This window comes from Micromonospora sp. DT228, assembly GCF_049841595.1.
GTDB lineage: Bacteria > Actinomycetota > Actinomycetes > Mycobacteriales > Micromonosporaceae > Micromonospora.
In genome coordinates, this window is record NZ_JBNCKO010000033.1 from 22,074 (window position 1) to 47,072 (window position 24,999).

At 74.1% G+C, this 24,999-nt stretch carries 18 protein-coding genes and 1 rRNA gene; 2 read left to right on the forward strand and 17 right to left on the reverse strand.

The features are described 5' to 3' along the window. Positions 1 to 48: 48 nt before the first annotated feature. The 8 genes from ACLQ29_RS34525 to recN all read right to left on the reverse strand — a co-directional run bounded on the left by ACLQ29_RS34525 (position 49) and on the right by recN (position 12,314). Positions 49 to 1,800 carry a CTP synthase gene (locus ACLQ29_RS34525; RefSeq protein ID WP_425775559.1) on the reverse strand — a complete coding sequence of 584 codons (1,752 nt, stop codon included), beginning with the start codon at positions 1,798 to 1,800 and terminating at the stop codon, positions 49 to 51. A gap of 165 nt (positions 1,801 to 1,965) precedes the next feature. Then, positions 1,966 to 4,497, reverse strand: coding sequence for a hypothetical protein (locus ACLQ29_RS34530; protein ID WP_425775574.1), 2,532 nt, complete (start codon positions 4,495 to 4,497; stop codon positions 1,966 to 1,968). Then, the gene (locus tag ACLQ29_RS34535; RefSeq protein ID WP_425775560.1) at positions 4,497 to 5,666 is read right to left on the reverse strand and encodes a glycosyltransferase family 4 protein; all 1,170 of its coding nucleotides are present in this window, start codon (positions 5,664 to 5,666) and stop codon (positions 4,497 to 4,499) included. The genes ACLQ29_RS34530 and ACLQ29_RS34535 overlap by 1 nt, the downstream gene beginning before the upstream one ends. After that, positions 5,663 to 7,351 carry a murein biosynthesis integral membrane protein MurJ gene (gene murJ, locus ACLQ29_RS34540; protein ID WP_425775561.1) on the reverse strand — a complete coding sequence of 563 codons (1,689 nt, stop codon included), beginning with the start codon at positions 7,349 to 7,351 and terminating at the stop codon, positions 5,663 to 5,665. The genes ACLQ29_RS34535 and murJ overlap by 4 nt, the downstream gene beginning before the upstream one ends. A gap of 1 nt (position 7,352) precedes the next feature. After that, positions 7,353 to 8,219 (reverse strand): hypothetical protein, encoded by an 867-nt coding sequence (locus ACLQ29_RS34545; RefSeq protein WP_425775562.1) that lies wholly within the window; start codon positions 8,217 to 8,219, stop codon positions 7,353 to 7,355. Positions 8,220 to 8,286: 67 nt separating this feature from the next. Further along, a complete protein-coding gene (locus ACLQ29_RS34550) occupies positions 8,287 to 9,231 on the reverse strand; it encodes a copper transporter (protein ID WP_425775563.1) in 945 nt (314 codons plus the stop codon). A gap of 27 nt (positions 9,232 to 9,258) precedes the next feature. Then, complete coding sequence (gene steA / locus ACLQ29_RS34555; RefSeq protein WP_425775564.1) at positions 9,259 to 10,437, reverse strand: putative cytokinetic ring protein SteA; 1,179 nt, start codon at positions 10,435 to 10,437, stop codon at positions 9,259 to 9,261. Positions 10,438 to 10,556: 119 nt separating this feature from the next. Further along, positions 10,557 to 12,314 (reverse strand): DNA repair protein RecN, encoded by a 1,758-nt coding sequence (gene recN, locus ACLQ29_RS34560; protein WP_425775575.1) that lies wholly within the window; start codon positions 12,312 to 12,314, stop codon positions 10,557 to 10,559. Between the two features lie 89 nt (positions 12,315 to 12,403). Here recN and ACLQ29_RS34565 point away from each other — a divergent pair, with 89 nt between their 5' ends. Beyond that, complete coding sequence (locus ACLQ29_RS34565; protein ID WP_425775565.1) at positions 12,404 to 13,423, forward strand: helix-turn-helix domain-containing protein; 1,020 nt, start codon at positions 12,404 to 12,406, stop codon at positions 13,421 to 13,423. 75 nt (positions 13,424 to 13,498) lie between these two features. Here ACLQ29_RS34565 and ACLQ29_RS34570 read toward each other — a convergent pair whose 3' ends face one another. The 5 genes from ACLQ29_RS34570 to ACLQ29_RS34590 form a co-directional block, all read right to left on the reverse strand. Then, entirely contained in the window at positions 13,499 to 17,221 is a 3,723-nt protein-coding gene (locus tag ACLQ29_RS34570; protein ID WP_425775566.1) for a S8 family serine peptidase, read from the reverse strand. Positions 17,222 to 17,379: 158 nt separating this feature from the next. Beyond that, positions 17,380 to 18,264, reverse strand: coding sequence for an NAD kinase (locus ACLQ29_RS34575; protein ID WP_425775567.1), 885 nt, complete (start codon positions 18,262 to 18,264; stop codon positions 17,380 to 17,382). A gap of 103 nt (positions 18,265 to 18,367) precedes the next feature. Next, complete coding sequence (locus ACLQ29_RS34580; RefSeq protein WP_425775568.1) at positions 18,368 to 19,225, reverse strand: TlyA family RNA methyltransferase; 858 nt, start codon at positions 19,223 to 19,225, stop codon at positions 18,368 to 18,370. A 38-nt stretch (positions 19,226 to 19,263) separates the two neighbouring features. After that, complete coding sequence (locus tag ACLQ29_RS34585; protein ID WP_393368014.1) at positions 19,264 to 19,446, reverse strand: hypothetical protein; 183 nt, start codon at positions 19,444 to 19,446, stop codon at positions 19,264 to 19,266. Positions 19,447 to 19,655: 209 nt separating this feature from the next. Continuing rightward, on the reverse strand, positions 19,656 to 20,345 hold the full coding sequence (locus ACLQ29_RS34590; RefSeq protein WP_425775569.1) for a phasin family protein: 690 nt from the start codon (positions 20,343 to 20,345) through the stop codon (positions 19,656 to 19,658). A 111-nt stretch (positions 20,346 to 20,456) separates the two neighbouring features. Between ACLQ29_RS34590 and ACLQ29_RS34595 the strand changes: the two genes are divergently transcribed. After that, a complete protein-coding gene (locus ACLQ29_RS34595; protein ID WP_088947517.1) occupies positions 20,457 to 20,795 on the forward strand; it encodes an SCP2 sterol-binding domain-containing protein in 339 nt (112 codons plus the stop codon). A 9-nt stretch (positions 20,796 to 20,804) separates the two neighbouring features. Here ACLQ29_RS34595 and ACLQ29_RS34600 read toward each other — a convergent pair whose 3' ends face one another. The 4 genes from ACLQ29_RS34600 to rrf form a co-directional block, all read right to left on the reverse strand. Beyond that, a complete protein-coding gene (locus ACLQ29_RS34600; protein WP_425775570.1) occupies positions 20,805 to 21,836 on the reverse strand; it encodes an HAD-IIA family hydrolase in 1,032 nt (343 codons plus the stop codon). Further along, a complete protein-coding gene (locus ACLQ29_RS34605) occupies positions 21,833 to 22,879 on the reverse strand; it encodes a tetratricopeptide repeat protein (RefSeq protein WP_425775571.1) in 1,047 nt (348 codons plus the stop codon). The genes ACLQ29_RS34600 and ACLQ29_RS34605 overlap by 4 nt, the downstream gene beginning before the upstream one ends. Positions 22,880 to 22,899: 20 nt before the next feature. Next, positions 22,900 to 24,555: a hypothetical protein gene (locus ACLQ29_RS34610; RefSeq protein ID WP_425775572.1), complete on the reverse strand. Its 1,656-nt coding sequence runs from the start codon at positions 24,553 to 24,555 to the stop codon at positions 22,900 to 22,902. A 373-nt stretch (positions 24,556 to 24,928) separates the two neighbouring features. Beyond that, positions 24,929 to 24,999: ribosomal RNA gene (rrf, locus tag ACLQ29_RS34615) — 5S ribosomal RNA — on the reverse strand; the annotation flags it as partial.

Consider the following 24,999-nt stretch of genomic DNA (forward strand, 5'->3'; position numbering starts at 1 on the left):
CGGCGTGAGGCACCCCACTGAGCCTGCTGGTTCGCTCGCTGCGCTCGCTCACGAGGTGGACGCGGCCTTCGTCGCGGCGCCGTTGCGGGCGGCCTTGCGCGTCGGCGGGGCCTCCGCCGCCCCGTCCAGGTCGACCGGCAGCTGGTCGGCCTGCGAGTACGTCACCGCGGCCTTGACGAACGAGGCGAACAGCGGGTGCGGGCGGGTCGGGCGGCTCTTCAACTCGGGGTGCGCCTGGGTGGCCACGAAGAACGGGTGCAGGCTCCGGTCCAGTTCGATGAACTCGACCAGCCGGCCGTCCGGCGAGGTGCCGGAGATGTGCAGGCCCGCCTTGGTCAGCGCGTCCCGGTAGGCGTTGTTCACCTCGTAGCGGTGCCGGTGCCGCTCGCTGATCTCGGTGCTGCCGTACGCCTCGGCGACGATCGAACCCTCGGTCAACGTCGCCGGATAAGCGCCCAGGCGCATGGTGCCACCCAGGTCGCCCCGGCCGGCGACGATGTCCTCCTGGTCGGCCATCGTGGCGATGACCGGGTGGGCCGCCTGCTCGTCGAACTCCAACGAGTTGGCGCCGTCCAGGTCGGCCAGGTGCCGGGCCACCTCGATGGTCATGCACTGCAGACCGAGGCAGAGGCCCAGCAGCGGGATGCCGGCCTCGCGGGCATACCGGGCGGTGCCGATCTTGCCCTCGATGCCGCGCACGCCGAAGCCGCCGGGAATGAGGATGCCGTCCACGCCGGCCAACGCCGCGGCGGCGCCGGCCGGGGTGACGCACTCGTCGCTGGGCACCCAGCGCAGCTGCACCCGGGCCCGGTGGCCGAAGCCCGCCGCCCGGATCGCCTCACTCACCGACAGGTACGCGTCGGGCAGGTCGACGTACTTGCCGACCACAGCGACGGTGACGGTGTGCCGGGGACGGTGCACCCGCTCCAGCAGGTCGTCCCAGCTGGCCCAGTCCACGTCCCGGAAGGAGAGGCCGAGCCGGCGCACCACGTACGCGTCGAGCCCCTCCCGGTGCAGCACCTTCGGGATGTCGTAGATGCTCGGGGCGTCCGGGGCGGCGACGACCGCCTCGGTGTCCACGTCGCAGTAGAGCGACAGCTTCTCCTTGAGCTTCACCGGGATCTCCCGGTCGCAGCGCAGCACGATCGCGTCCGGCTGGATACCGATGTTGCGCAGCTGCGCCACCGAGTGCTGGGTCGGCTTGGTCTTCAGCTCACCCGACGGCGCCAGGTACGGCACCAGCGAGACGTGCAGGTAGAAGCAGTTGTCCCGGCCCAGGTCGTGGCGGACCTGACGGATCGCCTCCAAAAACGGCAGCGACTCGATGTCGCCGACGGTGCCGCCGACCTCGGTGATCACCACGTCGGGGAGCTGGCCGTCCTCGTCCGGGTCGGCCATCGCCAGGATCCGCGACTTGATCTCGTTGGTGATGTGCGGGATGACCTGGACGGTGTCGCCCAGGTATTCGCCCCGCCGCTCCTTGGCGATCACGTCGGAGTAGATCTGGCCGGTGGTGACGTTCGCCTTGCCGGACAACGCCCGGTCCAGGAAGCGCTCGTAGTGCCCGACGTCGAGGTCGGTCTCGGCGCCGTCCTCGGTGACGAAGACCTCACCGTGCTGGAACGGGTTCATCGTCCCGGGGTCGACGTTCAGGTAGGGGTCGAGCTTCTGCATCACCACCCGCAACCCGCGCGCGGTCAACAGGTTGCCGAGGCTGGAGGCGGTGAGGCCCTTACCCAGCGAGGAGGCGACGCCCCCGGTGACGAAAATGTGCCTGGTCGTCCGTGCTGATGGGGCCAAGGCCTGCTCCCGTGTCGTCTGTCGCGGTCATGCAGACCGCCGTGCTTGATCAGCAAAAGTGATCACGCGATCCACGGGATTCGACGGTAACACCTCCCGGGCGGGTACCCGCAGGCCGCACCCCGGCTGCGACCCCACCGGGTCGTCCGGGCGCGGGGCCGCCGCTCAGGAAGCGGCGACCCCGGTCGATGACCTGTCGACCTGTCGGGGCGGCGCGGGCGCCGTCGGGGCGGCGTCCGGCGTCGCCCCGCGCGCGGCCGGCCCGGCCGTCTCGTCGGCGTCGGCCGAGCGGCCGTCAGCCTCGGCAGGAGGGCCGTCGGCGTCGGCGTCGGCAGGAGGGCCGTCGGCGTCTACAGGAAGGCCGTCGGCGTCGGCAGGAGGGCCATCAGCGTCGGCTGGAGGGCCGTCGGTCGAGCGGTTGGCCGGTGTCTCCGGCGGCGCGACAGCCGTCGACGCGCCCGCGGGCGGTCCGCTGATCGGGCGGGGGTGGACCGCGCCCAGCGGCCCCCCACCCCGGGTCGGGCCGTCGTCCCCACCGACCGGACCGACCCCGCCGGACCCCGAGTCGTCGACGCCGTCCGCGCGGGAGCGACCCGGCAGCGGGCGGGTCCGGTCGGCGGCGTGGCCGAGGACCCGCAGCGACGCCAGGGCGGCCATCGGCACCACCAGGGCGGCGGCAGCGCCCAGCACGTCGAGTGCCGCGCCGTCGAGCACACCACCGAGCACGGCGGCGACCACGGTGCCGGCCATCGCGGCCCGGATCGCCGGGTAGATGCCGAACAACCGCATCAGCCCACCCCACGGCTGCAACAGGGCGAACCACACCAGCAGCCCACCCACCAACGCCAGCACGGTCAGCGGGCTGTTGACCAACGTCTCGAAATTCTCCGTGCTGGACCGGTGCACGGTGAACCCGCCGGTGCCGTCGCCGAGCGCGGAGAGGAACCTGCCCAGGCTGCCCCGCTCGGCCGCCGACCGCCGCAGGTCCACCACGGCGAACCCGATGCCGACCGCCAGGGCGGCCATGGCGGCCCAGGCCAGCCGGCTGACCGTCAACCAGCCGCCGGCGCTGATCACGGCGGCGACGCTCACCCCGGCGGTGAGCGCGATCGCGCCGACCGGGTCGGCGCCCAGGTACGGGCTGCCCACCACCACCACGGCGAGGCCACCCACCGCCACCATCACCGCGGGCCGCCAGCCACGGTGCAGCCGCTGGGCGAACCACCCCCCGATCAGCAGCGCCCCGGCGAGGAGGACTCCCAGCCCCACGGTGCTCAGCCCGGCGTAGCGGCCACCCTGCAACGCGGAGTAGCCGACCACGCCATTGAGCTGGAGGCTGGCCCCGGTGAGCACGTCCAGCCCGACCACGAGTGTGGTGAGGCCGGCCACCGCGCCGAGGGGGCCGAGGGTGCGCGCGTACCCGGGGACGAACCGGACCGCCGCGGTGCCGGCGGCCACCAGCAGCCCGGTGATCCCGCCGAAGAGCCAGCCGGGGTGCTCACCCCGCCACCAGGGCACCGCGTCGGCCAGCAGCGCCGCCGGCACGGTCAACGCCACGGCGACCAGCAGCAACTCCGCCACCGCCACGATCCGCCCGGAGACGGCGGTCGGGCCGGTCGGCCCGGCGTGCGGGCGGGCCCGGCGCAGCAGCGGCAGGATCGCCAGCGCCAGCAGCACCTGCACACCGGCGAGCAGCGTGAAGAACCGGCCGGAGACGTTCCGCTGGGCGGCCGCCTCCCGATCGGCGTCGGCCGGGGCGCTTATCGCGTCGGCGAGGTCGGCCGGACGACCACCGGTGCTGACCGCCGGCCGGCCGAGAAAGAGACGTTCCGGCATCGGCCGGCCCAGCGCGGCGAGGGCGGTCGGCGCGAGGTCGACAAGTTGCAGGTACCCGTCGCGGCCGGTGCTGGCCGAGGTGAGCCACCCCCGCTCCCAGCCCGGACCGTCGGCGACCACCACGTGCAGCCGCGACGGCGGGGCGGTGTCGGAGATCCCCGCGACAAGCACCAACGACCGCGGTGGCCGCGCGGCCAGCACCCGGGCCAGCTGGGCGTCCGCCGCTCGGGCCTGCCCGGCGCGCGACGCGGGATCGGTGCCCTCGACCGTGCCGAGGTCGACGATGCTCAGCACGCACGAGCCGAGCAGCACCCGCGGGTCGGCCGGCAGCGCCGAGGCGTACCTGTCGACGCGGCCGAACGGTCGGGCGGCCGCCACCGCCGCACCCGGGCCCACGGCCACCGAGCAGCGGACCGACTCCGACAGCGAACCGGGCATGGCACCCCAGGACAGGCGCTGCTGGTTGTGCTGCACCACGCTCTCCTGGTCGGGCAGGTTCGCGCCGATGCCGTCGGGTTGTTCCACGGCCACTCCGGCCGGCGGGCAGCCCTCGGGCGGCCGGCTGCCGTTCCACGCGGCGAAGCTGCCCGCGCCGAGGGTCAGCCAGCCGTCCACCGGGCAGGTGGGTCGGTGCGCGGAACGCACCGACAGCGAGCCGATCGACCCGTCCTGGGCCATCCGCCACAGCGTCGGGGTGCGCTGCGGATCGACGTCCTCCCAGCGCAGCCCGGCGATCCCGGCGAGCACCACGAAGTCGGCGCTGCGTTGCGGGGCGCTCTGCGGTGGGCGGGCGGCCAGCGCGGTGACGCCGAGCGCCACCACGAGCACGGTCAACAGGGCGGGGGCGATTCGGCGCAGCATCACCGGTGTCCCGTTCTCGGGGCGTCGGAGTCGGGGGTGGCCGCGGGACCGGTGGGTTGCCCGGCCAGCTCAGCGTAGAGGTCGGCCAGCGCGGCGACGGTGTCCGTCTCGGTCGGCCACGTCGCCGCCCGTTCGGCGCCCCGCCGGCCCAGCTCGGCCCGCGCGGCCGGGTCGTCCAGCAGCGCGCGCACCGCCGCGTCGACCGCGTCCACGTCACCGGCGGGGACCAGCGCTGCGGCGTCGCCGACCAGCTCCGGCAGCCCACCGACCGCGGTGGCGACAAGGGGTACGCCCGCGCGCAACGCCTCCTGGGCGAACAGCTGCCGGGCCTCCCAGTCGCTCGTCACCACCGCGAGGTCGGCGCCGGCGAGCAGGTCGGCCACGTCGGTGCGGTGCCCCAGCAGGGTCACCGGCGCACGGGCCGCGGAGGTCCGGGCGGCCAGCGGCAGGTAGGCCGGGCCACTGCCCGCGATCACCACCACCGGCGGCGGGGTACGCGTCCGCCAGCGCGCCGCCGCGTCGATCAGCACGTCGTAACGCTTCTGCGGGTGCAGCCGGCCGACCGAGACGATCAACGGCTGGTCCGGGCGGACGCCGAACTCGGCGCGTACCGCCGCCGGGCGTCGGCGCGGCGCGGGCAGGGTGGGCGCGGCGACCGGGGCGAGTCGCGCATCGGTGGCGCCCAGCGCCGTGGCCCGGGCTACCAGATCCGCGGAGGCGCCCAGGGCCACCCGGGCGCCGCGGGCCACCGCTCGTTCCGCGAGACGGGACATCGCGCCCCGCAGTCCGCCGGCGAGCACCGCGTTGTGCCAGGTGACGATCAGCGGGGCGGCGGGACGGGCCAGCACGGCGACCAACCCGGCACGCAGGCCGTGCGCGTGCACCGCGTCGACACCGGCGGCGGAGAGCACCCGCCGCAGGGTCAGCACCGCACGGGCGTCGGCCGGCGTCGGGCTGGCCGGGATCTCCACCGGCTCGAAACGCGCGCCCACACTCGTGAAGTCGAACTGTTCCTGGGTGGCGGCCGGCCCGCAGACCAGGACCGTCGCGCCGCCCGCGACGAGGCCCCGCGCCGCCGAGCGGACGTGCTGGCCGACCCCGCCGGTGCTGGACGCGAGCACCAACGCGACGCTGCCCGACCAGCCGATCGGCAGAGCTGCTTCAGTCATCGCGCTGCCGTCTCCTTCCCGTCGCCCCGCCGCGCGGAGGCCGACGTCGATCCGTCGCCCCCGTCCCGTGGCCCCCGCCGACCCAGACGCCGCAGCACCCCGGCGAGCAGCGGTTGCACATCCCGCCGGTCGACGAACCAGACCACAGCGAGGAACACCGCCCCGACCAGAACCCCGGACAGCATGCCCTGACCGAGTGCCGCCGCGGTCGTCGGGGTGCCGCCGCCCGGTGTGTCGAGCCAGCGGGTGAGGCCCCACCCGGCGAGCGCGGCGAGCACACCGGCGAGGCCACCGGCCGCCCCGGCCCGGGCCGCGCCGGCCAACGCCGGGCGGCCGGCGCTACGCGCCACCGCCAGGAGCAGCAACGCCCCGAGGACGAGCATCCCCACCGAGTTCGCGGACGTCACCGCGAGAACCCGGTCCCGCAGCGGCAGCACCGCGGCGAGCAGCAGGACGACGGCCGGCACCACCAGGAAGCCGACCGCGGTGGCGAGTGTCGCCGCCCGGGTCTCGCCCCTGGCGTAGAGCGCCCGGGTGAGCACCGCGAAGAGGCCGTAGCCGACCAGGCCGGGGGCGTACCCGATGATCGCGGCGGCGGCGGTCGACGCGGTGTCCGACGGGAAGAAGAAGTGCCCCACCGGCACGGCGGTCCCGATCAACGCGGCCGTGCCGAGGCAACTGAACAGGAGCACACCGCGCACGGCCGGCGCCAGGGTCGCCCGGTAGGTGTCCTCGTCCCCGGCGGCCCGCGCCGCCGCCAGGGTCGGGTACGCCGCGATGGCCAGCGGTACCGCCAGCACCGCCCACGGCAACAGGTAGACGGTCTGCGCCAGGTTGTAGACGCCCGGGTTGCTCCGCGCGCCGGCGGTGACCTGGTTGAGGCTGACGATCAGAGCGATCTGCTGGGTGGTGACGGTGACCGCGCCGGCCACCGCCAACCCGCCGACCCGGGCCCGTGCGTCGGCGGGGAACCCGAACCCGGGCCGCAGCCCGAGGCGCAACCGGCGGACCGGAATCAGCAACGACAGCGACAACACCACCACGCCGAGGGTGGTGCCGCCGGAGAGCAGCAACTCGCCGCCGGGGCTCACCCCGCCGACGGTGGCGTAGCGGCCCTGCGTGGCGGTGAACCCCAGGTACACGACGATGACGGTGAGGCTGGACAGCAACGGGGCCAGCACCGGCCAGGCGAAACGGCGATGTGCCTGGAGCACCCCGGTGAGCACGATGCCGACCCCGTACAGCGGCAGTTGCGGCGCGAAGACCCGCAGCATCCGCACGCCGCTCTGCTGCTGGGCGGTGGTCAGGTGGTGGCCCAGCGACTCGACCACCGGGCCGGCGAGCAGCACCACGAGCAGCGCGAGCGGGACCAGCAGGGCCAGCGTCCAGGTCAGCAGGGCACCGGTGGTCCGGGCCACGGCGCTCCGGTCGCCCGCCGCGACCGCGCCGGCGAGCAGCGGTACGACGAGACTGGCCAGCGCTCCCCCGGCGACGATCTCGAAGATGAAGTTCGGCACCGCGTTGGCCACCACGTAGGTGCCACCGAGGTCGGTGGGCGCCAAGCTCCAGGTGAACACGGCGGTGCGGCCGAAGCCGGCGAGCCGGCTGGCCACGGTGAGGACGGCGATGAGCGCGGCTGCCCCGGCCAACCGGCCGGCGCCGGCGAGGGGTGCAGGTTTAGTCACGTCAGTCGGCGCGCCGGCCCAGAGCGTCGAGCTCCCGCAGCACCGGGGTCCGCTGGATCACCGCGGTGAAGCTGACCTTCTCGCTGGTGGCGGTGAGGCCGGCGAGCAGCGCGAGCAGGCCGGCGCGCCCGAGCGGGCCGGTACGGGCGGCGAGCGCGACGCCGAGCAGCGCCCCGAGCGCGTTCGCGCCGCTGTCGCCGAGCATCACGTCCTCGGCCAGGTCGTCGCGGAGCAGGCCGGCGGCGGCGCCGGCCGCGCCGGCGGCGATCCCGCCGTGCGGGCCGCCGGTCAGCGGCGCGGCGAGCAGCAGCCCGGACTTGAGGGCGCGGCCCGGCCGCAGGTCGAGCAGGTTGAGCAGGTTGGCCGTGCCGGCGATCACGCCGGCGCCGAGCAGCACGTCGACGCCGCGGCCGAACGCGCCGTGGCGCTGCCGGCGGGGGTGCGCGGCGACGCGGGGGTCGGCGGCGAGCAGCGCGGCGGCACCCAGCCCGGCGGCGCCCACTCCGGCGACCTTGACCAGGCCCGCGGTGATCCGTCCCGCGCGCAGCGCGGCGAGGTGACCGGTGAAGCCCTTGGCCGCCTTCTGCTCCGGCCGCGCGCCGACCACGTCGTCGTAGAGGCCGACGCCACCGGCGCCGAGGCCGGCGACCAGGGCGGCCGCACCGGAGGCGCCGCTGGTGGCGCCGAACGCGCCGACGGCGCTCGCCCCGGCGGCGAGCGCCGGGCCGGCGGCCAGGGTCACCGTGCGGCCCCGGAAGTTGGTGCGCTCCAGCGTCGGTCCGGCCGGGGAGACGCGTACCTCGCGCAGCGCGTAGCGGGCCGCGGCGGCACCGGCACCGGCGATCAGCAGCCGGCCCAGCGTGCTCACGCTCCCGCCCCGCGGGAGCGCAGGCTCGCAGAAGCGTCGGTTACGGACACGGAGGTACGTCGTTCGCTCACTGGGGCAGTGTAGGCAACAGGCCGGAGGCGGCGTTGTCGCCGACGCCGTACTGGCCGGCCTTCTTCTCGGTGAGCTGTTGCACCAGGGCGAGGCTGGTGACCAGTTGGCCCTGCACGGTGTTGGCGTTGTCGACGGTGGAGATGGTCTGGGAGAGCACCGGGTCACCGCGCACCACGGAGACCAGGTTGCCACCGACGGAGCCCTTGCCGGCCACCACGATCGAACCGGTCCGGTCGAACTGCTCGGCGATCTTGACGACCGACTCGTCCCGCTTGTCGGAGTCCTTGTCGACGTTCGGCTGGCCGCTGACCACGACGACCGCCTCCGCCGGGCCGGTGACCTTGTTGCTGTCGGTGGTCAGGTAGCTGGCGTTGTTGTACGCGGCGAGCACCGCCCGCCGGTCGGCGTCGCTGACCGGCGCGGTGCCCTGGGCCCGGTCCAGCAGGACGCTGGCCAGCAGCGCGCTGGAGGTCTCCACACCGTGCCCGTTGCCGGGCAGGCCGGTGGTCTGCGCGGTCGGGCGGGCCGCGGTGACGGCCAACTCCAGCAGGTTGGAGTTGTTGTCCGGGTTGATGAACTTGTCCTGGAGATCGACCCGGCCGGCGATGGTGGCCCCGGCGAGCTGCAGCTTCTTGAGCACGCCCTCGGTGTGGTCGCGCCCGTTGGGCAGGGTGAGCACCAGCACGCGCCGCCCGGCCAGCGTGCCCGGGAGGATGACCTCGGACACCTTGTCGGCGAACTCCTCCTCCCGCCCGAGCTGCGTCTCCATGTTGTTGACCTGCTGGCGCCAGTACTGGTTGTCCTTGCGCAGCCCGGTGACCTGCCCCTCGAGCGAATCGGCGACCGGGCCGTTGAGAGCGGCCGTGCCGACCACCAGGCCGATCGCCAGAGCCAGGAACACCGCGGTGAGGGACACCACGTGGTAGCGGAAGTTGATCACGCTTGCAGCCTCTTGATCGGTCGGGAACTAGAAGAGCCGGTACAGCTGGAACACGAGATTGTCCCACCACTCGGCGACCACGCCCAGGTACGCCTTCCCGACGGTCGAGACAGCCACCGCGGACGCCATCGCCGCGATCGCCGACAGCACCAGCAGCAGCAACGAGGATCCGGAGATGCTCTGCCGGTAGAGCCTGCTCACGCCCTTGGCGTCGACCAGCTTGCCGCCGACCTTCAGCCGGGTCAGGAACGTCGAGGCCATCCCGCCGCGACCCTTGTCGAGGAACTCGACAAGGGTGGCGTGGGTGCCGACCGCGACCAGCAGCGAGGCGCCCTTCTCGTCGGCGAGCAGCATGGCCAGGTCCTCGCTTGTCGCCGCCGCCGGGAAGGTGATCGCCGGGACGCCGAGACCGTTGACCCGGGGCAGGCCGGGCGCCCGCCCGTCCGGGTACGCGTGCACGATCACCTCGGCGCCGCAGCGCAGCACGTCGTCGGTGACCGAATCCATGTCCCCGATGATCATGTCGGGGGTGTAGCCGGCCTCGACCAGCGCGTCGGCCCCACCGTCGACGCCGATGAGCACCGGCTTGAACTCCCGGATGTACGGGCGCAGCACGTCCAGGTCGGCCTTGTAGTCGTAGCCGCGCACCACGATCAGGCAGTGCCGCCCCTGCATCTGCGTCTCGATGTCCGGCACACCCACACCGTCGAGCAGCAGATCGCGCTCCTGGCGGAGGTAGTCCATCGTGTTGGCGGCGAACGCCTCCAACTGCACCGACAGGCCCTCCCGGGCATCGGCCATCGCCTTGGCGACCGACTCGGCGTCCTGCAGGCTGCCGTGGGCCACCGGCTCGTCGCCGGCGAAGACCGTGTTGCCCTCGAGGCGCACCTGGTCGCCCTCGCGGATCTGCTCGAAGACGCCCTCCCCGAGGTCGTCGAGGAGCGGGATGCCGGCGGCGACGAGCACCTCCGGCCCGAGGTTCGGGTAACGGCCGGAGACCGAGGGCTTGGCGTTGAGCACCGCGCCGACCCCGACCGCGACCAACGAGTCGGCCGCCACCCGATCCAGGTCGACGTGGTCGATGATCGCGATGTCACCAGGGCGTAGCCGACCGACCAGGCGTTTCGTCCGGCGATCAAGGCGCGCGGTGCCGAGGACTCTGCCCGGTTCGGAGTTCCGATTCCGGCGCAACGTGGGTAGACGCATCGTGACCATCCTGGCATGTGAGGCAGGCTTTTCTGTCGCGACATGCCTGAGCAGGGCCGCCTACCCAGGGAAGCACACGTCGGCACAAGCCGGTGTGCTTGCGCTCACAATACGCGGCGTCACAGCCGCCTTTCCTTGGCGGCCACGGCCAGCAGCTCCTCGGCATGAGCGATACCCAGATCAGAATCGGGCAAACCCGCGAGCATCCGGGCCAACTCCCGGGCCCGCTCGGTGTCCTCCACGACCCGTACCCCGCTTGTCGTCACCGCGCCGCCGGTGTCCTTCGCCACCACCAGGTGCCGGTCGGCGAACGCGGCCACCTGCGGCAGGTGTGTGACGACGAGCACCTGGTGGCTGCGGGCCAGTCGGGCCAGCCGCCGGCCGATCTCCACCGCCGCCTGACCGCCGACACCCGCGTCGACCTCGTCGAAGACCAGGGTGGGCGGGCCACCCGAGCCGGCGAAGACCACCTCGATGGCGAGCATCACCCGGGACAACTCGCCGCCGGAGGCGCCCCGCTGCAACGGCAACGACGGCGCTCCCGGGTGAGCCAACAACCGCAGCTCCACCTCGTCACCACCGTCCGACGCGACACCCACCTCGACGCCGTTGACCGACAGCATCGGCTCGGCGCGACCAGCCGGGCGGGGCAGCACCATCACCTCGATCCGCGCGTGCGGCATGGCCAACCCGGCCAGCTCGACGGTGACCTGGTCGGCGAACCGGACCGCCGCCTCCTGCCGGGACGCCGACACCCGCCCGGCCAGGTCGGCGACCTCCGCGGCGAGGCGCTGGCCGTCGCGCTCCAACTCGTCGAGCAGATCGTCGGACGTGTCCAGGTCGGACAGTCGGGTGCGCGCCCGATCGGCCCAGGCGATCACCCCGTCGACGTCGTCGGCGTACTTGCGGGTCAACGCCCGCAGCGCCGCCCGCCGCTCGTAGACGTGCTGCAACCGGGCCGGATCGGCGTCGAGCGTCGCCAGGTACGCCGACAGCTCCGCCGACACGTCGGTGACGAGCGTCGCCGCCTCCTCCAGGCGGGCCGCCAGCTCACCCAGCGCCGGGTCGGTGCCCGACTGCGCCTCCAACGTGCGCCGGGCGGTGCCGAGCAGCACCGTCGCGTCGGGTGCCTCCTCGGCGGCCTCCGCACCACCCGCCACGCACTGCTGGGCGATCTGCGCGGCCGTCCGCAACCCCTCGGCGTGCTCCAGCCGCTGCGCCTCGGTCTTCAGCTCGTCATCCTCACCCGCCTGCGGATCGACCCGGGTGATCTCGTCGAGGCCCAGCCGCAACAGGTCGGCCTCCTGGTTGCGCTCGCGGGCGTTGCGCCGCCGGTCGGCCAGGTCGTCGACCACCCGCCGCCACCCGGTGTACGCCTCGCGCAGCGCGTCGAGCAGCTTCTCGTGCGCGGGGCCGGCAAAGCGGTCCAGCGCGGCGCGCTGCTCGGCCGGGCGCAGCAGCCGCAGTTGGTCGGACTGGCCGTGCACGGCCACGGCCTGCTCACCGACCTCACCGAGCATCGACACCGGCATGCTCCGGCCGCCGACGTGGGCGCGGGAGCGCCCCTCCACCGTGACCGTGCGGCTCAGCAACACCGAGCCGTCCTCGTCGGGCTCGCCACCGGCCTCGGTGATCCGCGCGTGCACGGCGTCGGCGACCCGCCCGCGCAGCCGCAACCGCCCCTCGACCACCGCCCGACCGGGCTGGGCGCGGACCCGCCCGGCGTCGGCCCGGCCCCCGAAGAGCAGGCCGAGGCCGGTCACCACCATCGTCTTGCCCGCACCGGTCTCGCCGGTGATGACGTTCATGCCGCCGGTCAACGGCAGCGTGGTGTCCTCGATGACGCCCAGTCCGGTGATGCGCAGCTCTTCCAGCACAGCCACCGACAGTAGACGCGAGGCACGACAGTTGACCAGCCGACGGGCCCGGGTGCGGCCGACACCCGGCCGCCGTACAGTTCTGCCCCGTGTTGGATGTGATCGGCCTGACCACGGCTGAGGAGGAGCTCTACCGCTGCCTTCTCCAGCTCACCACGGCCCGCATCGACGAGTTGGTCCGCCGGCTCAACCGACCCCGCGACCAGGTCGTCGCCCAGGTCGAGGCGCTGCGCGCCAAGGGCCTGGTGCAGCCCACCGACAACGACCCGGACGCGCCGCTGCGCCCGACCGCCCCGGACGTCGCCCTCGGCGCGACGCTCCTGCGCCGCCAGGAGGACCTGGAGGCGGCCCGCCGACGGGTCACCCAACTGGCCGAGGAATACCGCTCCGGGCTGCGACGGCACCACGTCGACCACCTCGTCGAGGTGATCGCCGGCGCCCAGGTGCTCCGGGACCGTCTGCGCGATCTGCAGAATGCGGCACGCACCGAGGTGCTCTGGTTCTGCCGCGCCAACCCCCTGGCCATGGCCGGCCCGGAGAACGTCGAGGAGTTCGACGCGCTGGCCCGCGGGGTGAGCTACCGGGCCATCTACGAACGTGACCTGCTGCTGGAACCGGGCGCGTTGGCCGACCTGGCCAAGGGCGTCGCCGCCGGGGAGCAGGCCCGGGTCCTGGACCGGCTGCCGGTTCGACTGGCCATCGTGGACGCCCGCATCGCCATCTGCCCGTTGGTGCCCGACCGCGACGGCGGCGAACCGAGCGCCGCCGTGATCGGCCGCAGCCAACTGCTCGACGCGCTGCTCGCCCTCTTCGAGAGCCACTGGCGGGTGGCCACCCGGCTACGCCTCGACGATCCCCTCGCCGAGGCGACGACCGACAACCGACGCCCGGATCCGAGCGACAAACCCAGCGACGGCTATCAGCCCGACGCCGACGAGGCGCGGCTGCTGTCGCTGTTCGTGGCCGGCGTACCGGACAAGTCCATCGCCTCCCAGCTCGGGGTGAGCCGGCGGACCGTGCAGCGGCGCGTCGCCGACCTGATGGCCGCCGCCGGGGTGGACACCCGGCCCGGGCTGGCGTTCCAGGTCGCCCGACGCGGCTGGCTCTGACCCGGCAGGGCCCCCGTCGTCGGACGGCGGACCCCACCCGGGCGGGACGGCCCCCGCCGCCCCGCCCGGCGCGGATCAGCGCAGCCCGTACGCCGCGAGCACCGTCTGCTCGACGGTGTTCCCGGCCCGGTCGGCGGCACGCACCCGCAGCGACACCGTTCCACGCCCGGCCGGCACGGTCGCGGTGTAACGGGTACCCGACCCCTTTGTCGTCGCGGCGCGCCAGGTGACGCCCCCGTCGAAGGAGACCTGCACGCGCACGCTGGCACCGGTCGGCGCGGGCACCCCGGCGGGTTGACGCAGGGTCAGCCCGAGCTGGTGCGGCCGGTCGCCGCGTACCGTGCCGAGCAGGTCGGCCGGCACCCGGTAGTCCACCTGCAGCAGCGACAACGGCGTGGCGGCGGCACCCGCCGGTCGGGCCGAGGTGAACTCCCAGGCCGTGTCGGTCCGGGTGGCGTAGCGCCACTCGTCCGAGGACCGCTTCGTGGTCAGGTCCAGCCGGTAGCGGGCCCGCCCCGCCGTGGTGGGCACCGGCGCCCACCCGCCGGACAGGTCGGCGATCTGCTGCCCGTCCCGGCTGACCCGGGCCTCCACGGTGTCCGACTCCTCACTCCCGCCGGCCACGCTGTAGTGCCCGTCGGCGTCGACGAACTCGGGCACCCGCAGGTCCAGGTTGTCACCGGTCCGCGTGGGAACCGGCGCGCCGCTGGCGGGTACGGCAGGGCGGACCACCGGGGCGTGCCAGGTCTCGGTCTCCCGGTCGTCGGCGGCGTACCGCCGGGGCGCCTGGTTCAGGCCACCGGCCAACTGCCCCCACTGCAGGTACATGAGCTTGTGCTGCACCCGGTGCTGCCACCAGTTGTCCCCGGCGCTGACGAACTCCTGCCGGGTGGTGCCGTTGCGGACCATGCGCTGGTCGTCGTTCCAGGAGTACTCCTGCCACGGACGCCAGCCAAAGCGCTGCTCACTGGCCCAACCCGCGCCCGTGTCGCCGTAGCTCGCGGTCACCTCGGCGGTGTTCTTCGCGGTCACGGTGTGCACGATCCGCTCCGGCACCCGCCCCTTCGACACCTGCCACACGTCGTACAGGTAGGGGCTGTCCACGGTCAGCGTCAGCTCCAGCGTCGCCCGGCCCTTCCTGGCCGCCGCGACGAGCCGCTGCCCGTCGTCGTGGGCAACCGCCATCGACGGGATCGGCAGTCGGTCCCCGAGCGGGCGCCACACCGTCCACGCGGAGAAGTCCGCCGGCCGAACGATCAGCACGGCGGCGGCGCCGGCGGCCGCCGCGGCGGCGATCTGCTCGTCCTCGGAGCGGTTCGGGTCGGTGGCGAGCAGCGCGGCGGCGCCCCGCACCCCGGTCAGCTCAGCGGGCGTCCCGGTGCCGGCCCAGACCAGCGCCAGCTTCCGCCGGCCGGTCGGCGCCGGTGACGTACCCATCAGGTTGATGTCCAGCGGACCGGACACCCCCCTGATCTTCGCATCCACCATCGGGGCGACGAGCTGCCAGCGCGAGGCGAACTCGAACTCGCCCCGGCGCACCTGGCGGGTCGGCGTCACGTTCACCTGCTGAACAGTGCTGTAGGACATCACCCCGTGGTCGACCTGCCGGCCGTTGCCCAACACCCGGTGCACGTAGTAGCTCAGCGTCGCCTGCTGCTCACTGGGCTTCGGCGTCTCGATCCGTACCGGCGTGCCCTTGCGGGCGTCGAGCACGACGGTCAGGTCCCGGTCGACGGTCAGCTCCGGCTCGACGACCTCGGTCAGTTGCTCGTCCAACGGGGCGCCGTGCTCGACCATCGCGGTCAGCAGGTACGAGCCCTCCTCGACCTGCAGGGTGCCCTCGCCCGGCCACCAGCCCCAGAAGTCCGACTCGGGCTGCTCACCGAAGAGAGTCAACCCCGGCGAGAGGGTCAGCCGACCCTCCCGGTCCAACACCTTCACGGTCACCTGGTGCATCGGAGCACTGACGGTGAGCCCGACCGGGGTCCGCACGGCGACGCCGTCGGTACCGGTTGCCACCAGCCAGCCGCCGTGCGGACCCCGGGCCAGCTTCGCCGGGTCGGCGCGCAGCGGCACGGCCACGCTGCCGCCCGCCGGCACGGTCACCTCGCCGGAGGTGACGGCGACCCCGTCGGTCTCGGCCGCACCGCTGTCCAGGTTGCGCAGCTCCAAGGCCAGCCGCAGGGTCCGCGCGGCCTTCGTGCCATTTGTGTACGTCACGGTCCGCTCGACCGCCGCACCGCCGGTGGAGATCCGGCCGAAGTCCGCGGTGGCCGAGGCGAACACCTGCTGCGTGAGCGCTCGGGCCACATCGACGCGACCGCCACCCTGCTCGAAGACGGTCAGCGCCGGGTTGGCCTTCGTGGTGCTCACCAGCGCGTCCTTGAGCTTGCCGGCGTTCCAGTCCGGGTGTTCCTGGACGAGGATCGCGGCCGCTCCGGACACGTGCGGCGTGGCCATCGACGTGCCGTTCGCGGTCGTGTAGGCGTCGCCCACCGGCGTACCCATTGTCGTGCCGGCAGCCCGCGCGGCGACGATCCCGACACCCGGCGCGGTGATCTCCGGCTTGAGGCCGTTGTCACCGAGGCGCGGGCCGCGGCTGGAGAACTCCGCCAGGTTGTCGTCGCGGTCCACCGCGCCGACGGTGAGCGCCGCGGCGGCCGCGCCCGGCGCGCCGACGGTACGCGCCGCGCCCGAGTTGCCGGCGGCGACCACGAAGAGCGCGCCGGTCTCGGCGGTCAGGTCGTTGACGGCCTGGCTCATCGGGTCGGTGCCGTCGGTCGGGTCACCGCCCAGGCTCATGCTGACGACCTTCGCGCCGGAGTGGGCGGCCCACTCCATGCCCGCGATGATGGACGAGTCGTAGCCGGAGCCACCGTCGTCGAGCACCTTGCCGATCAGCAACGACGCGCCGGGGGCCACGCCTTTGCGCAGCCCGGCGGAGGCCGCGCCGCTGCCGGCGATGGTGGACGCCACGTGGGTGCCGTGGCCGTGCCCGTCACGGGCGCTGCCACTGTTGGAGAAGTCGCGCGCCTCGGCGATCCGACCGGCCAGGTCGGGGTGGGTGGCGTCGACGCCGGTGTCGAGCACCGCCACCGTCACGCCGGCACCGTCCCGGCCCGCCGCCCAGGCCGTCGGGGCACCGATCTGCGGCACGCTGTGCTCCAGCGTCGGGCGGACCTTCCCGTCCAGCCAGATCCGCGCGATGCCCGCGCCGAGCGTGGCCGGCGTCCCGGCGGCGACACGCTGCCCAGGCGCGCCGGCGAGGGTGGTCCACAGGCCACCGAGGTCGCCCTTGCCGACCCGCAACGCCGCGCCGTTGATGCTCTCCAACGGCCGCGCGTCGGTGGCACCGGCGAGCGGCTTGACCCGCCCCCCGGCCTGCTCCTGGTAACGCACGATCAGCGGCAACGCGCCCTGCTCGGCGTCGCCGTAACCGTCGGCCGCCAACTCCTGCACCTCGAAGAGCTTGGCGTCGAGGACCCCACTGGAAACGTAGGGCAGGACGTCGCTGGGCAGGACCCGCAGCCGGCCGTCGACCTCCAGAGTCTGGAAGATGACCCGCTCACGCCCGGGCCCCGGGCGGACGGTGGCGGCGACCCGGCCCGGCGCCGCCGGCGCGAGCTCGACCTGGTCGCCAGTGATCAGGGTGACGCGAACGGGTGCCGCGCCCCAGGTGGGCGTGCCCGAGTTCGGGCCGGTGGGCCGGACGGGCGGGTCGGCGGACGCCGGTGCGGCGAGGCCGACCACCAACGCGCCGACCGCGCCGACGGCGAGCCAGCGGGGGGACCAGTGCATGCGATGTGCTCCTCTACTCCGTAAGGCCCGCCATCCGTAGACGAGGGCCGATCGGAGTCTGCGACGGAGCCTGTCACCAGGTCACTAGTCGCCAGCCGCCGCAGCGGCGACATGTCGTCAGGTGGACAACTGCCGTCCACCGACGGTGTACGCCGCGCTCACCGGCGGCTGCCGCGCCAACCGTGCACGGGAAGGCCGAACTTGGCGACCAGCCGGTCGGTGAACGGGCGGGCCCGCAGCCGCACGATGCGCACCGGTAGGGCGCCCCGACGCACCGTCACCCGGGCCCCGGGTGGCAGGTCGTAGACGCGCCGCCCGTCGCAGGACAGCACGGCGAGGGTGGTGAACGGGTCGACGGTGATCACGAAGGTGGACGTCGGGGCGGTGACCAACGGCCGGCTGAACAGCGCGTGCGCGCTGATCGGCACCAACAGCAGCGCCTCCACCTCCGGCCAGACCACCGGGCCGCCACCGGAGAACGCGTACGCGGTGGAGCCGGTGGGCGTGGCGCAGACGACACCGTCGCAGCCGTAGCGGGACAGTGGCCGCCCGTCCACGTCGACGAGCAGTTCGAGCATCTGCGCCCGCTCGCCCTTCTCGATGCTGATCTCGTTGAGCGCCCAGGACTCGATCGTCGGCCCACCGTCGAACTCGGCCGTCACGTCCAGGGTCAGCCGCTCGTGGACCGTGTAGTTGCGACCCACGACGTCGCGCACCGCGCTGTCCAGGTCGTCGATCTCCGCCTCGGCCAGGAAACCCACCTTGCCCAGGTTGATGCCGAGCAGCGGCGCCTTCGCCGGCCGGGCCAGCTCGGCGGCACGCAGGAAGGTGCCGTCCCCACCGAGCGCGAAGACGATCTCGGCGCCCTCGGCGGCCTGCGGGCCGGCGACCGGCACCACGCCGGGCAGGTCGAGGTCGTCGGCCTCGTCCGCGACCACCCGTACCTCGAAACCCGCGTCGATCAGGTCGGCGGCGACCGACCGGGCGTGCTCGGTGCTGCGCCGTCGGCCGGTGTGGGTCACCAGCAGCGCGGTCCGGCTCATCGGGCCACCCGCCCGACCCGGCCCGGGCGGCGTCGCGTCGCCGTCGCCCCGGCCCGGCCGCGGAATCCCCCGCGGGCCGACGCGGTGTTCTCGCTGCGCGCGTTCACCCTGCGACCTCCTCCGCCGCCACGTCCGGCACGTCGCCGGACGTCGGGCCCTCCGGCCCGGCCGCCACCACGGCCCGCACCCGCTGCGGGTCGGCCGGTGGTGCGCCCCGGCGCAACCATACGAAGAACTCCACGTTGCCGCTCGGCCCGGGCAGCGGGCTGGCCGCCACGTCGGCCAGCCCGAGGCCGAGCCGCGCGGCCGCCGCCGCCACATCCAGCACCGCTTCGGCGCGCAACTCCGGATCGCGGACCACACCGCCGGCGCCGACCCGGTCCTTGCCGACCTCGAACTGCGGCTTCACCATCAACGCCAGGTCACCGTCGTCCCGGGTGCAGCCGGCCAACGCCGGCAGCACCAGCCGCAACGAGATGAACGACAGGTCGGCCACCGTGAGGTCGACCGGCCCGCCGATCGCATCCGGATCGAGGGTACGGACATTTGTGCGCTCCAGGACGCGGACCCGCTCATCCGTACGCAGCGACCAGGCGAGCTGCCCGTAGCCGACGTCCACGGCCACCACCTCGGCCGCGTCGGCGCGCAACAGCACATCGGTGAAGCCACCTGTCGACGCGCCGGCGTCCAGGCACCGCCGGCCGGCGACGCGCAGCCCACCGGCCCCGAACACCGCCAGCGCACCCGCGAGCTTGTGCCCGCCCCGGGAGACGTACTCCTCGGTCGGGTCCTCGCCGGTCACCAGCAGCGGATCGGCGGGGTCGACCATCGCGGCGGCCTTGCGCGCGACGACCCCCCGCAGTTGGACGCGGCCGGCCTCGACGAACGCGGCGGCCTGCTCCCGGGAGCGGGCCAAACCACGGCGGACGAGTTCGGCGTCCAGCCGGTTGCGACGTGCCATGGGTGGTTCTCCGGTCTGCTCAGGCCTGGTCGTCCCACTCAGGTCTGGTCGATGGTGGCGAGGGTTTCGCGCAACGTCTCGTAGGCCGCCTCGTACTGGGCGATCTGATCGGCCGGCGCCAGCGTCGCCGCGTTGGCCATGGCCCGCACCGCGGCGTCCACCGCCGGATGCCGCGCCTCGTCGTCCCCGACGTCGGGCAGCGGCCCGGGACGGGCGCCCACCGGCGGGCCGGGTCGGGCTGCTCCACCGGGCGGCGGGCCGGGTCGGGCTGCTCCACCGGCCGGCGGGCCGGGTCGGGCTGCTTCACCGGCCGGCGGGCCGGGTCGGGCTGCTTCACCGGCCGGCGGGCCGGGTCGGGCTGGGAACGCCGCGTTGGGTGCAGGGCCGGGCCGGGCCGGGAACGACCCGCCGGCCGGTGGACCGGGCTGGCTCATTCGGCGTCGCCCGCAGGCGGCTTACGGACCGCCTTCTTGGCCGGCATGTCCGCGGGGGTGGGGGCCTCGTCGGCGGTGCCGATCGTCGCCGGCGGTTTCCTGGCGACGGCCTTCTTCGCGACGGCCTTCTTCGCCATCGCCTTCTTGGCGACGGCCTTCTTGGCGACCGGGGCACCGGCCGAGGCGTCGGAGGGCACGAGACCGGTGCCGGGCCGCGCGGCAAGCGTGGGGTCGGCCTGCGCCGAGCTGCCGGCGGTGGCCGGCGCGGCGGCGGTCCGCTCGGCGGCAGTCGGCGCGGCGGCAGTCGGCGCGGCGGCGGTCCGCTCGGCGGCAGTCGGCGCGGCGGCAGTCGGCGCAGTCGGCGCGGCGGCCGTCGGCTCCACGGCGCGCGCCTCGCGGAGCTGCCGTTCCAGGTCGTGCACCCGTCGGGTCAGCTCGGCCACCTCGTCGGCGGTGGCCAGGCCGACCGCGCCGAGGGCCCGGTCGACCTCGAAGCGGACCAGCTTGGTCAGTGCCTCTCGGTTGGCGGCGCCGGTGGTGACCAGCTCCTCGCCGAGGGCCTGGAGTTGGGCGGCGGTCGCGCCGCCGGAGCCGACGAGGCGACGTGCCGCGTCCTGGGCCTTCTTCCGGGGCGCCTCCGCGAGGCCCATGGCCAGCTCGAGGTAGGCGCGCCACGCGTCCTGCATGCCTGAGTCCTTCCACGGGGCGGGGTGTGCAGGTGTCACGCTACCGGGCACCCCGGACTGTGCCGTGCGGTACGGTGCCGAGGACGGCGTGGCGATCAACGAGGGGGAGATGTGGCCAGCGTGGACGAGTGCCGGCAGGCTTTGCAGGAGCTGGCCGCCCGACTGGATCGCAACGCCGAGACTGTTCGCGAACGGATCGACCTGGACCGGACACTTGCCTGCCGGATCACCGATCTGGACACCGCCTTCCACGGCCGGATCACCGGCGGTCGGCTTGTCGAGCTGACCGACGGCGACGACCCCAAGGCCAAGATCGCGCTGAGCACGTCCAGCGACGACCTGCTCGCACTGGTCCGCGGCGACCTGGACGTCACGAGCGCGGTGACCTCCCGCCGGGTGTCGATCAAGGCCAACCCGTTCGATCTGCTGAAGCTGCGCAAACTGCTCTGACGCGCCCGGTCAGGCAGCGGCGACCAGGCCGAAGCTCTCCACCGCGTGCGTCGCGTCCGGGCCGATCGGGCGGATCTTCGGCAGCGCCGGCTCCGGCGCCGACCACGCCATCGCGCAGAGCGCCGCCAGCGCGTCAAGCGGCCGTCCCGAGCCGGCCAGTTCCAGGGTGCCGTCGCGGTCGGTGACGGACCAACCGCCGGCGTCCGCCGGACCCGGGACCCGCACGGCGACCGCCGGGTCGAAGAGCCCCGCCAGGTCCCTCGCCACGTACGTGGGACGCCGCTGCGGAGCGGCCGCCAGCAGATCCGGTACGCCGTGGACGCCGGTGAGCACGAGCAGGCTGTCCAGCCCGGCACGGCGGGCACCCTCGATGTCGGTGTCCAACCGGTCACCCACCACCAGGCTCCGGCCATCTCCCGCGCGCCGGGCGGCGGTCTCGAACAGCGCCGACTCCGGCTTGCCGACCACCACGTCCGGGTCACGTTCCAGCGCCGTGCGCAGCACCGCCACCAGCGACCCGTTGCCGGGCAACGGACCCCGCCCACTGGGCAGCGTGCGGTCGGTGTTGGTGGCGATCCAGAGCGCGCCGGAGCGCACCGCGATCGACGCCTCGGCCAGTTCGGCCCAGCCGACCTGCGGGCCGTACCCCTGCACCACAGCGGCCGGGTTCTCGTCGGCTTTGGTGACCGGGGTCAGGCCCACCGCGCGCAACTCCGCACGCAGGGCCTCCGCCCCCACCACCAGCACCGGCGTACCGGCGGGCAGCCGATCCCGCAACAGCTCGGCCGAGGCTGCGGCGGAGGTGAGCACCTCCTCCGGCCGAGCCGGCACGCCCATCCCCGTCAGCAGGTCGGCCACCTCGCTGGATCGGCGGGACGCGTTGTTCGTGGCGTACGCCACCGCCCGTCCCTCGTCGTGCAGCCGGGCCACCGCCTCGACGGCACCGGGGATCGGCCGGTCGATCAGGTAGATCACGCCGTCCAGGTCGAAAACGACAAGGGTGTACCCGTCGACCAGCCGCTCCCCAGCGCCCCCGTTCACCGCTGCGTCGGCTCCGACTCGTCGCCCCGGGCGGGGGCGGTCTCGTCGGCGTTCACCGTGTCGCCGGACGTCGCACTGTCGTCGACGGCGGTGTCCGCGTCGTCGCTGCCGGCCTCGTCCGGGTGACGGTCCTCGTCCTCGTCCTCGTCGACGGAGTCCTCGTCGTCGCCAGGACGGCCGACAGCACCGTCCTGCTCGTCGTCGTCGAAGTCCTCGTCCTCGACGTCGTCGTCCTCGCGGTCCTCGACGTCGTCGTCCTCGTCGTCGTCGTCCTCGTCGTCGTCGAAGTCCTCATCCTCGTCGTCGTCGCGGTCGTCGTCGTCTTCGTCGTCGCGGTCGTCGTCGTCTTCGTCGTCGCGGTCGTCGTCGTTCCCGCCGGTCAGGTCGGCGTCCGGTTCGGCCGGGACCGCTCCGGGAGCGCCCGGGCCCGCGGCGATCTCCTCGGCGGCCTCGTCCTCGTCGTCGCCCTCGATGACCACGCCGTCGAGTTCGAGCAGTCGCTCGGCGGCATCGGTCTCGCCCTCGGTGTCCACGTCAGCGGCACGGGAGAACCACTCGCGGGCCTCCTCACGTCGGCCCACGGCGAGCAGCGCGTCGGCGTAGGCGTACCGCAGCCGAGCCGTCCACGGCACCGTGGCCTCGCTGGTGAGGTCCGGCACCTGGAGCATCGCGACCGCGGCGTCCTTCTGCCCGAGGTCACCCCGGGCACCCGCGGCGACGATGAGCAACTCGACAGCGACGGCCTGGTTCAACTTCTCCCGGTCGGCGCCGCGGAACAGGTCGATGGCCCGCTCCGGCCGGCCGAGAGCCCGTTCGCAGTCGGCCAGCACGGCCAGGTGACTCTGCAGACCGCTCATCCGGTGGTACGTGCGCAGCTCGGCGATCGCCGACTGCCACTCCCCCGCGTGGTACGCGGCCAGGCCCACGGCCTCGCGGACCGCGGAGATGCGCGACGCGAGCCGCCGGGCGGCCAGCGCGTGCGCCAGCGCCTCGGCCGGGTCCTCGTCGATCAGCTGACCGGTCGCGACCAGGTGCCGGGCCACCGTCTCGGCGACCGGCTTGTTCAGCGAGAGCAGCTCGGCGCGTACGTCCTTGTCGAGGTCGGTCGCGAGGATGTCATCCGGCAGGGCCGGAGCAGAGCTACGCCCACCGTCGAACGAGTCGGAGCCGCCAGCACGGTCGTCACGGCGGAACTCGCCCTCGCGACGCGGCCGGTCGTCGGCCCGCGAAGCACCCGCGCGGTCGCCGCCGCGGTAACCACCCTCACGGTCGCCGCCCCGGAAGCCACCCTCGCGCGGTCCACTCGGACGGGAGCTGTCACGGTCGCCACCACGGAAACCACCCTCACGGGGAGCACCGCGGTAACCGCCTTCGCGAGACGCGCCGCCTTCGCGACGGTCGCCACCACGGAAGCCGCCCTCGCGCGGTCCACTCGGACGGGAGCTGTCGCGGTCGCCACCACGGAAACCACCCTCACGGGGAGCACCGCGGTAACCGCCTTCACGAGACGCGCCGCCCTCACGACGGTCGCCACCACGGAAGCCACCCTCACGGTCGCCGCCACGGAAGCCACCCTCACGAGGCGCACCGCCGTCACGCGGTCCGCTCGGCCGGGAACCGCCCCGGTCACCGCTCCGGAAGCCGCCTTCACGCGGGGCGCTGGAACGCGAACCATCGCGGTCGCCACCACGGAAGCCGCCTTCGCGACGGTCACCGCCGCGGAAGCCACCCTCACGGTCGCCGCCACGGAAGCCACCCTCACGCGGGGCACCCGAGCGCGAACCATCGCGGTCGCCGCCCCGGAAACCGCCTTCGCGACGGTCACCGCCGCGGAAGCCACCCTCACGGTCGCCACCACGGAAGCCACCCTCACGAGGCGCGCCGCCGTCGCGCGGTCCGCTCGGCCGGGAACCATCGCGGTCGCCGCCCCGGAAACCGCCCTCGCGACCGTCACCGCCCCGGTAGCCACCCTCGCGGTCGCCACCTCGGAAGCCACCCTCGCGGGGGCCGCTGGAACGGGCGCCGTCCCGGTCACCACCACGGAAACCACCTTCGCGACGGTCACCGCCCCGGAAACCGCCCTCGCGGTCGCCGCCACGGAAGCCACCCTCGCGGGGGCCGCTGGAACGGGCGCCGTCCCGGTCACCACCACGGAAACCGCCTTCGCGGTCGCCGCCCCGGAAGCCACCCTCACGCGGGGCACCCGTGCGGGAGCCATCCCGGTCACCGCCGCGGAAACCGCCCTCACGACGGTCACCGCCCCGGAAACCGCCGCCCTCGCGGGGCGCGCCGGGTCGGGATCCCTCGCGGAAGCCGCCCTCGCGACGCTCGCCGCCGCGGAAGCCACCCTCGCGATCCCCGCCCCGGAATCCACCTTCACGGGAGGGGCCGGAACGGGTGCGATCGCCACCTTGATAGCCGCCCTCACGGCGGTCGCCACCACGGAAGCCACCCTCGCGGTCACCGCCACGGAAGCCACCCTCACGCGGGGCACCCGAGCGCGAACCGTCACGGTCGCCGCCACGGAAGCCGCCTTCACGCGGAGCGCTGGAACGCGAACCATCGCGGTCTCCACCACGGAAACCACCTTCGCGACGGTCACCGCCGCGGGAGCCACCATCACGGTCGCCACCACGGAAACCGCCCTCACGCGGGGCACCCGAGCGCGAACCATCACGGTCTCCACCACGGAAACCGCCTTCGCGACGGTCACCGCCACGGAAGCCACCCTCACGCGGGGCACCCGAGCGCGAACCGTCACGGTCACCACCACGGAAGCCGCCCTCACGCGGAGCGCTGGAGCGCGAGCTGTCCCGGTCACCACCACGGGAACCAGACTCGCGGCCGCCGGCGTAACCGCCGCGGGCGCCGCCACCGCTGTCGCGATCTCCCCGGTACGGGGGCCGGTCTCGGTCATCGCGGCGCGGGCCGCGGTCGCGTCCGCCCGCACCGTCAGTACGGTCTTCGTAGCGACGGGGACGGTCTCCGCCCTGCGGTCCTGAACTCACAGGTACATCCTTCCTGATTGCGCCACCAATGGCGCTACGCAGTCGAGGGCCGCCCCGGATGGGGCGGCCCTCGACTGGAAGATTGTCCGGCGGCGTCCTACTCTCCCACACCCTCACGAGTGCAGTACCATCGGCGCTGGAGGGCTTAGCTTCCG

What these genes read in the sequence shown, in the direction of transcription:
- ACLQ29_RS34530 (WP_425775574.1), bottom strand. Translation starts at nt 4,497, where the DNA reads ATGCTGCGCCGAATCGCCCCCGCCCTGTTGACCGTGCTCGTGGTGGCG.
- ACLQ29_RS34535 (WP_425775560.1), bottom strand. Translation starts at nt 5,666, where the DNA reads ATGACTGAAGCAGCTCTGCCGATCGGCTGGTCGGGCAGCGTCGCGTTG.
- steA (WP_425775564.1), bottom strand. Translation starts at nt 10,437, where the DNA reads ATGCGTCTACCCACGTTGCGCCGGAATCGGAACTCCGAACCGGGCAGA.
- ACLQ29_RS34570 (WP_425775566.1), bottom strand. Translation starts at nt 17,221, where the DNA reads ATGCACTGGTCCCCCCGCTGGCTCGCCGTCGGCGCGGTCGGCGCGTTG.
- ACLQ29_RS34575 (WP_425775567.1), bottom strand. Translation starts at nt 18,264, where the DNA reads ATGAGCCGGACCGCGCTGCTGGTGACCCACACCGGCCGACGGCGCAGC.
- ACLQ29_RS34580 (WP_425775568.1), bottom strand. Translation starts at nt 19,225, where the DNA reads ATGGCACGTCGCAACCGGCTGGACGCCGAACTCGTCCGCCGTGGTTTG.
- ACLQ29_RS34590 (WP_425775569.1), bottom strand. Translation starts at nt 20,345, where the DNA reads ATGCAGGACGCGTGGCGCGCCTACCTCGAGCTGGCCATGGGCCTCGCG.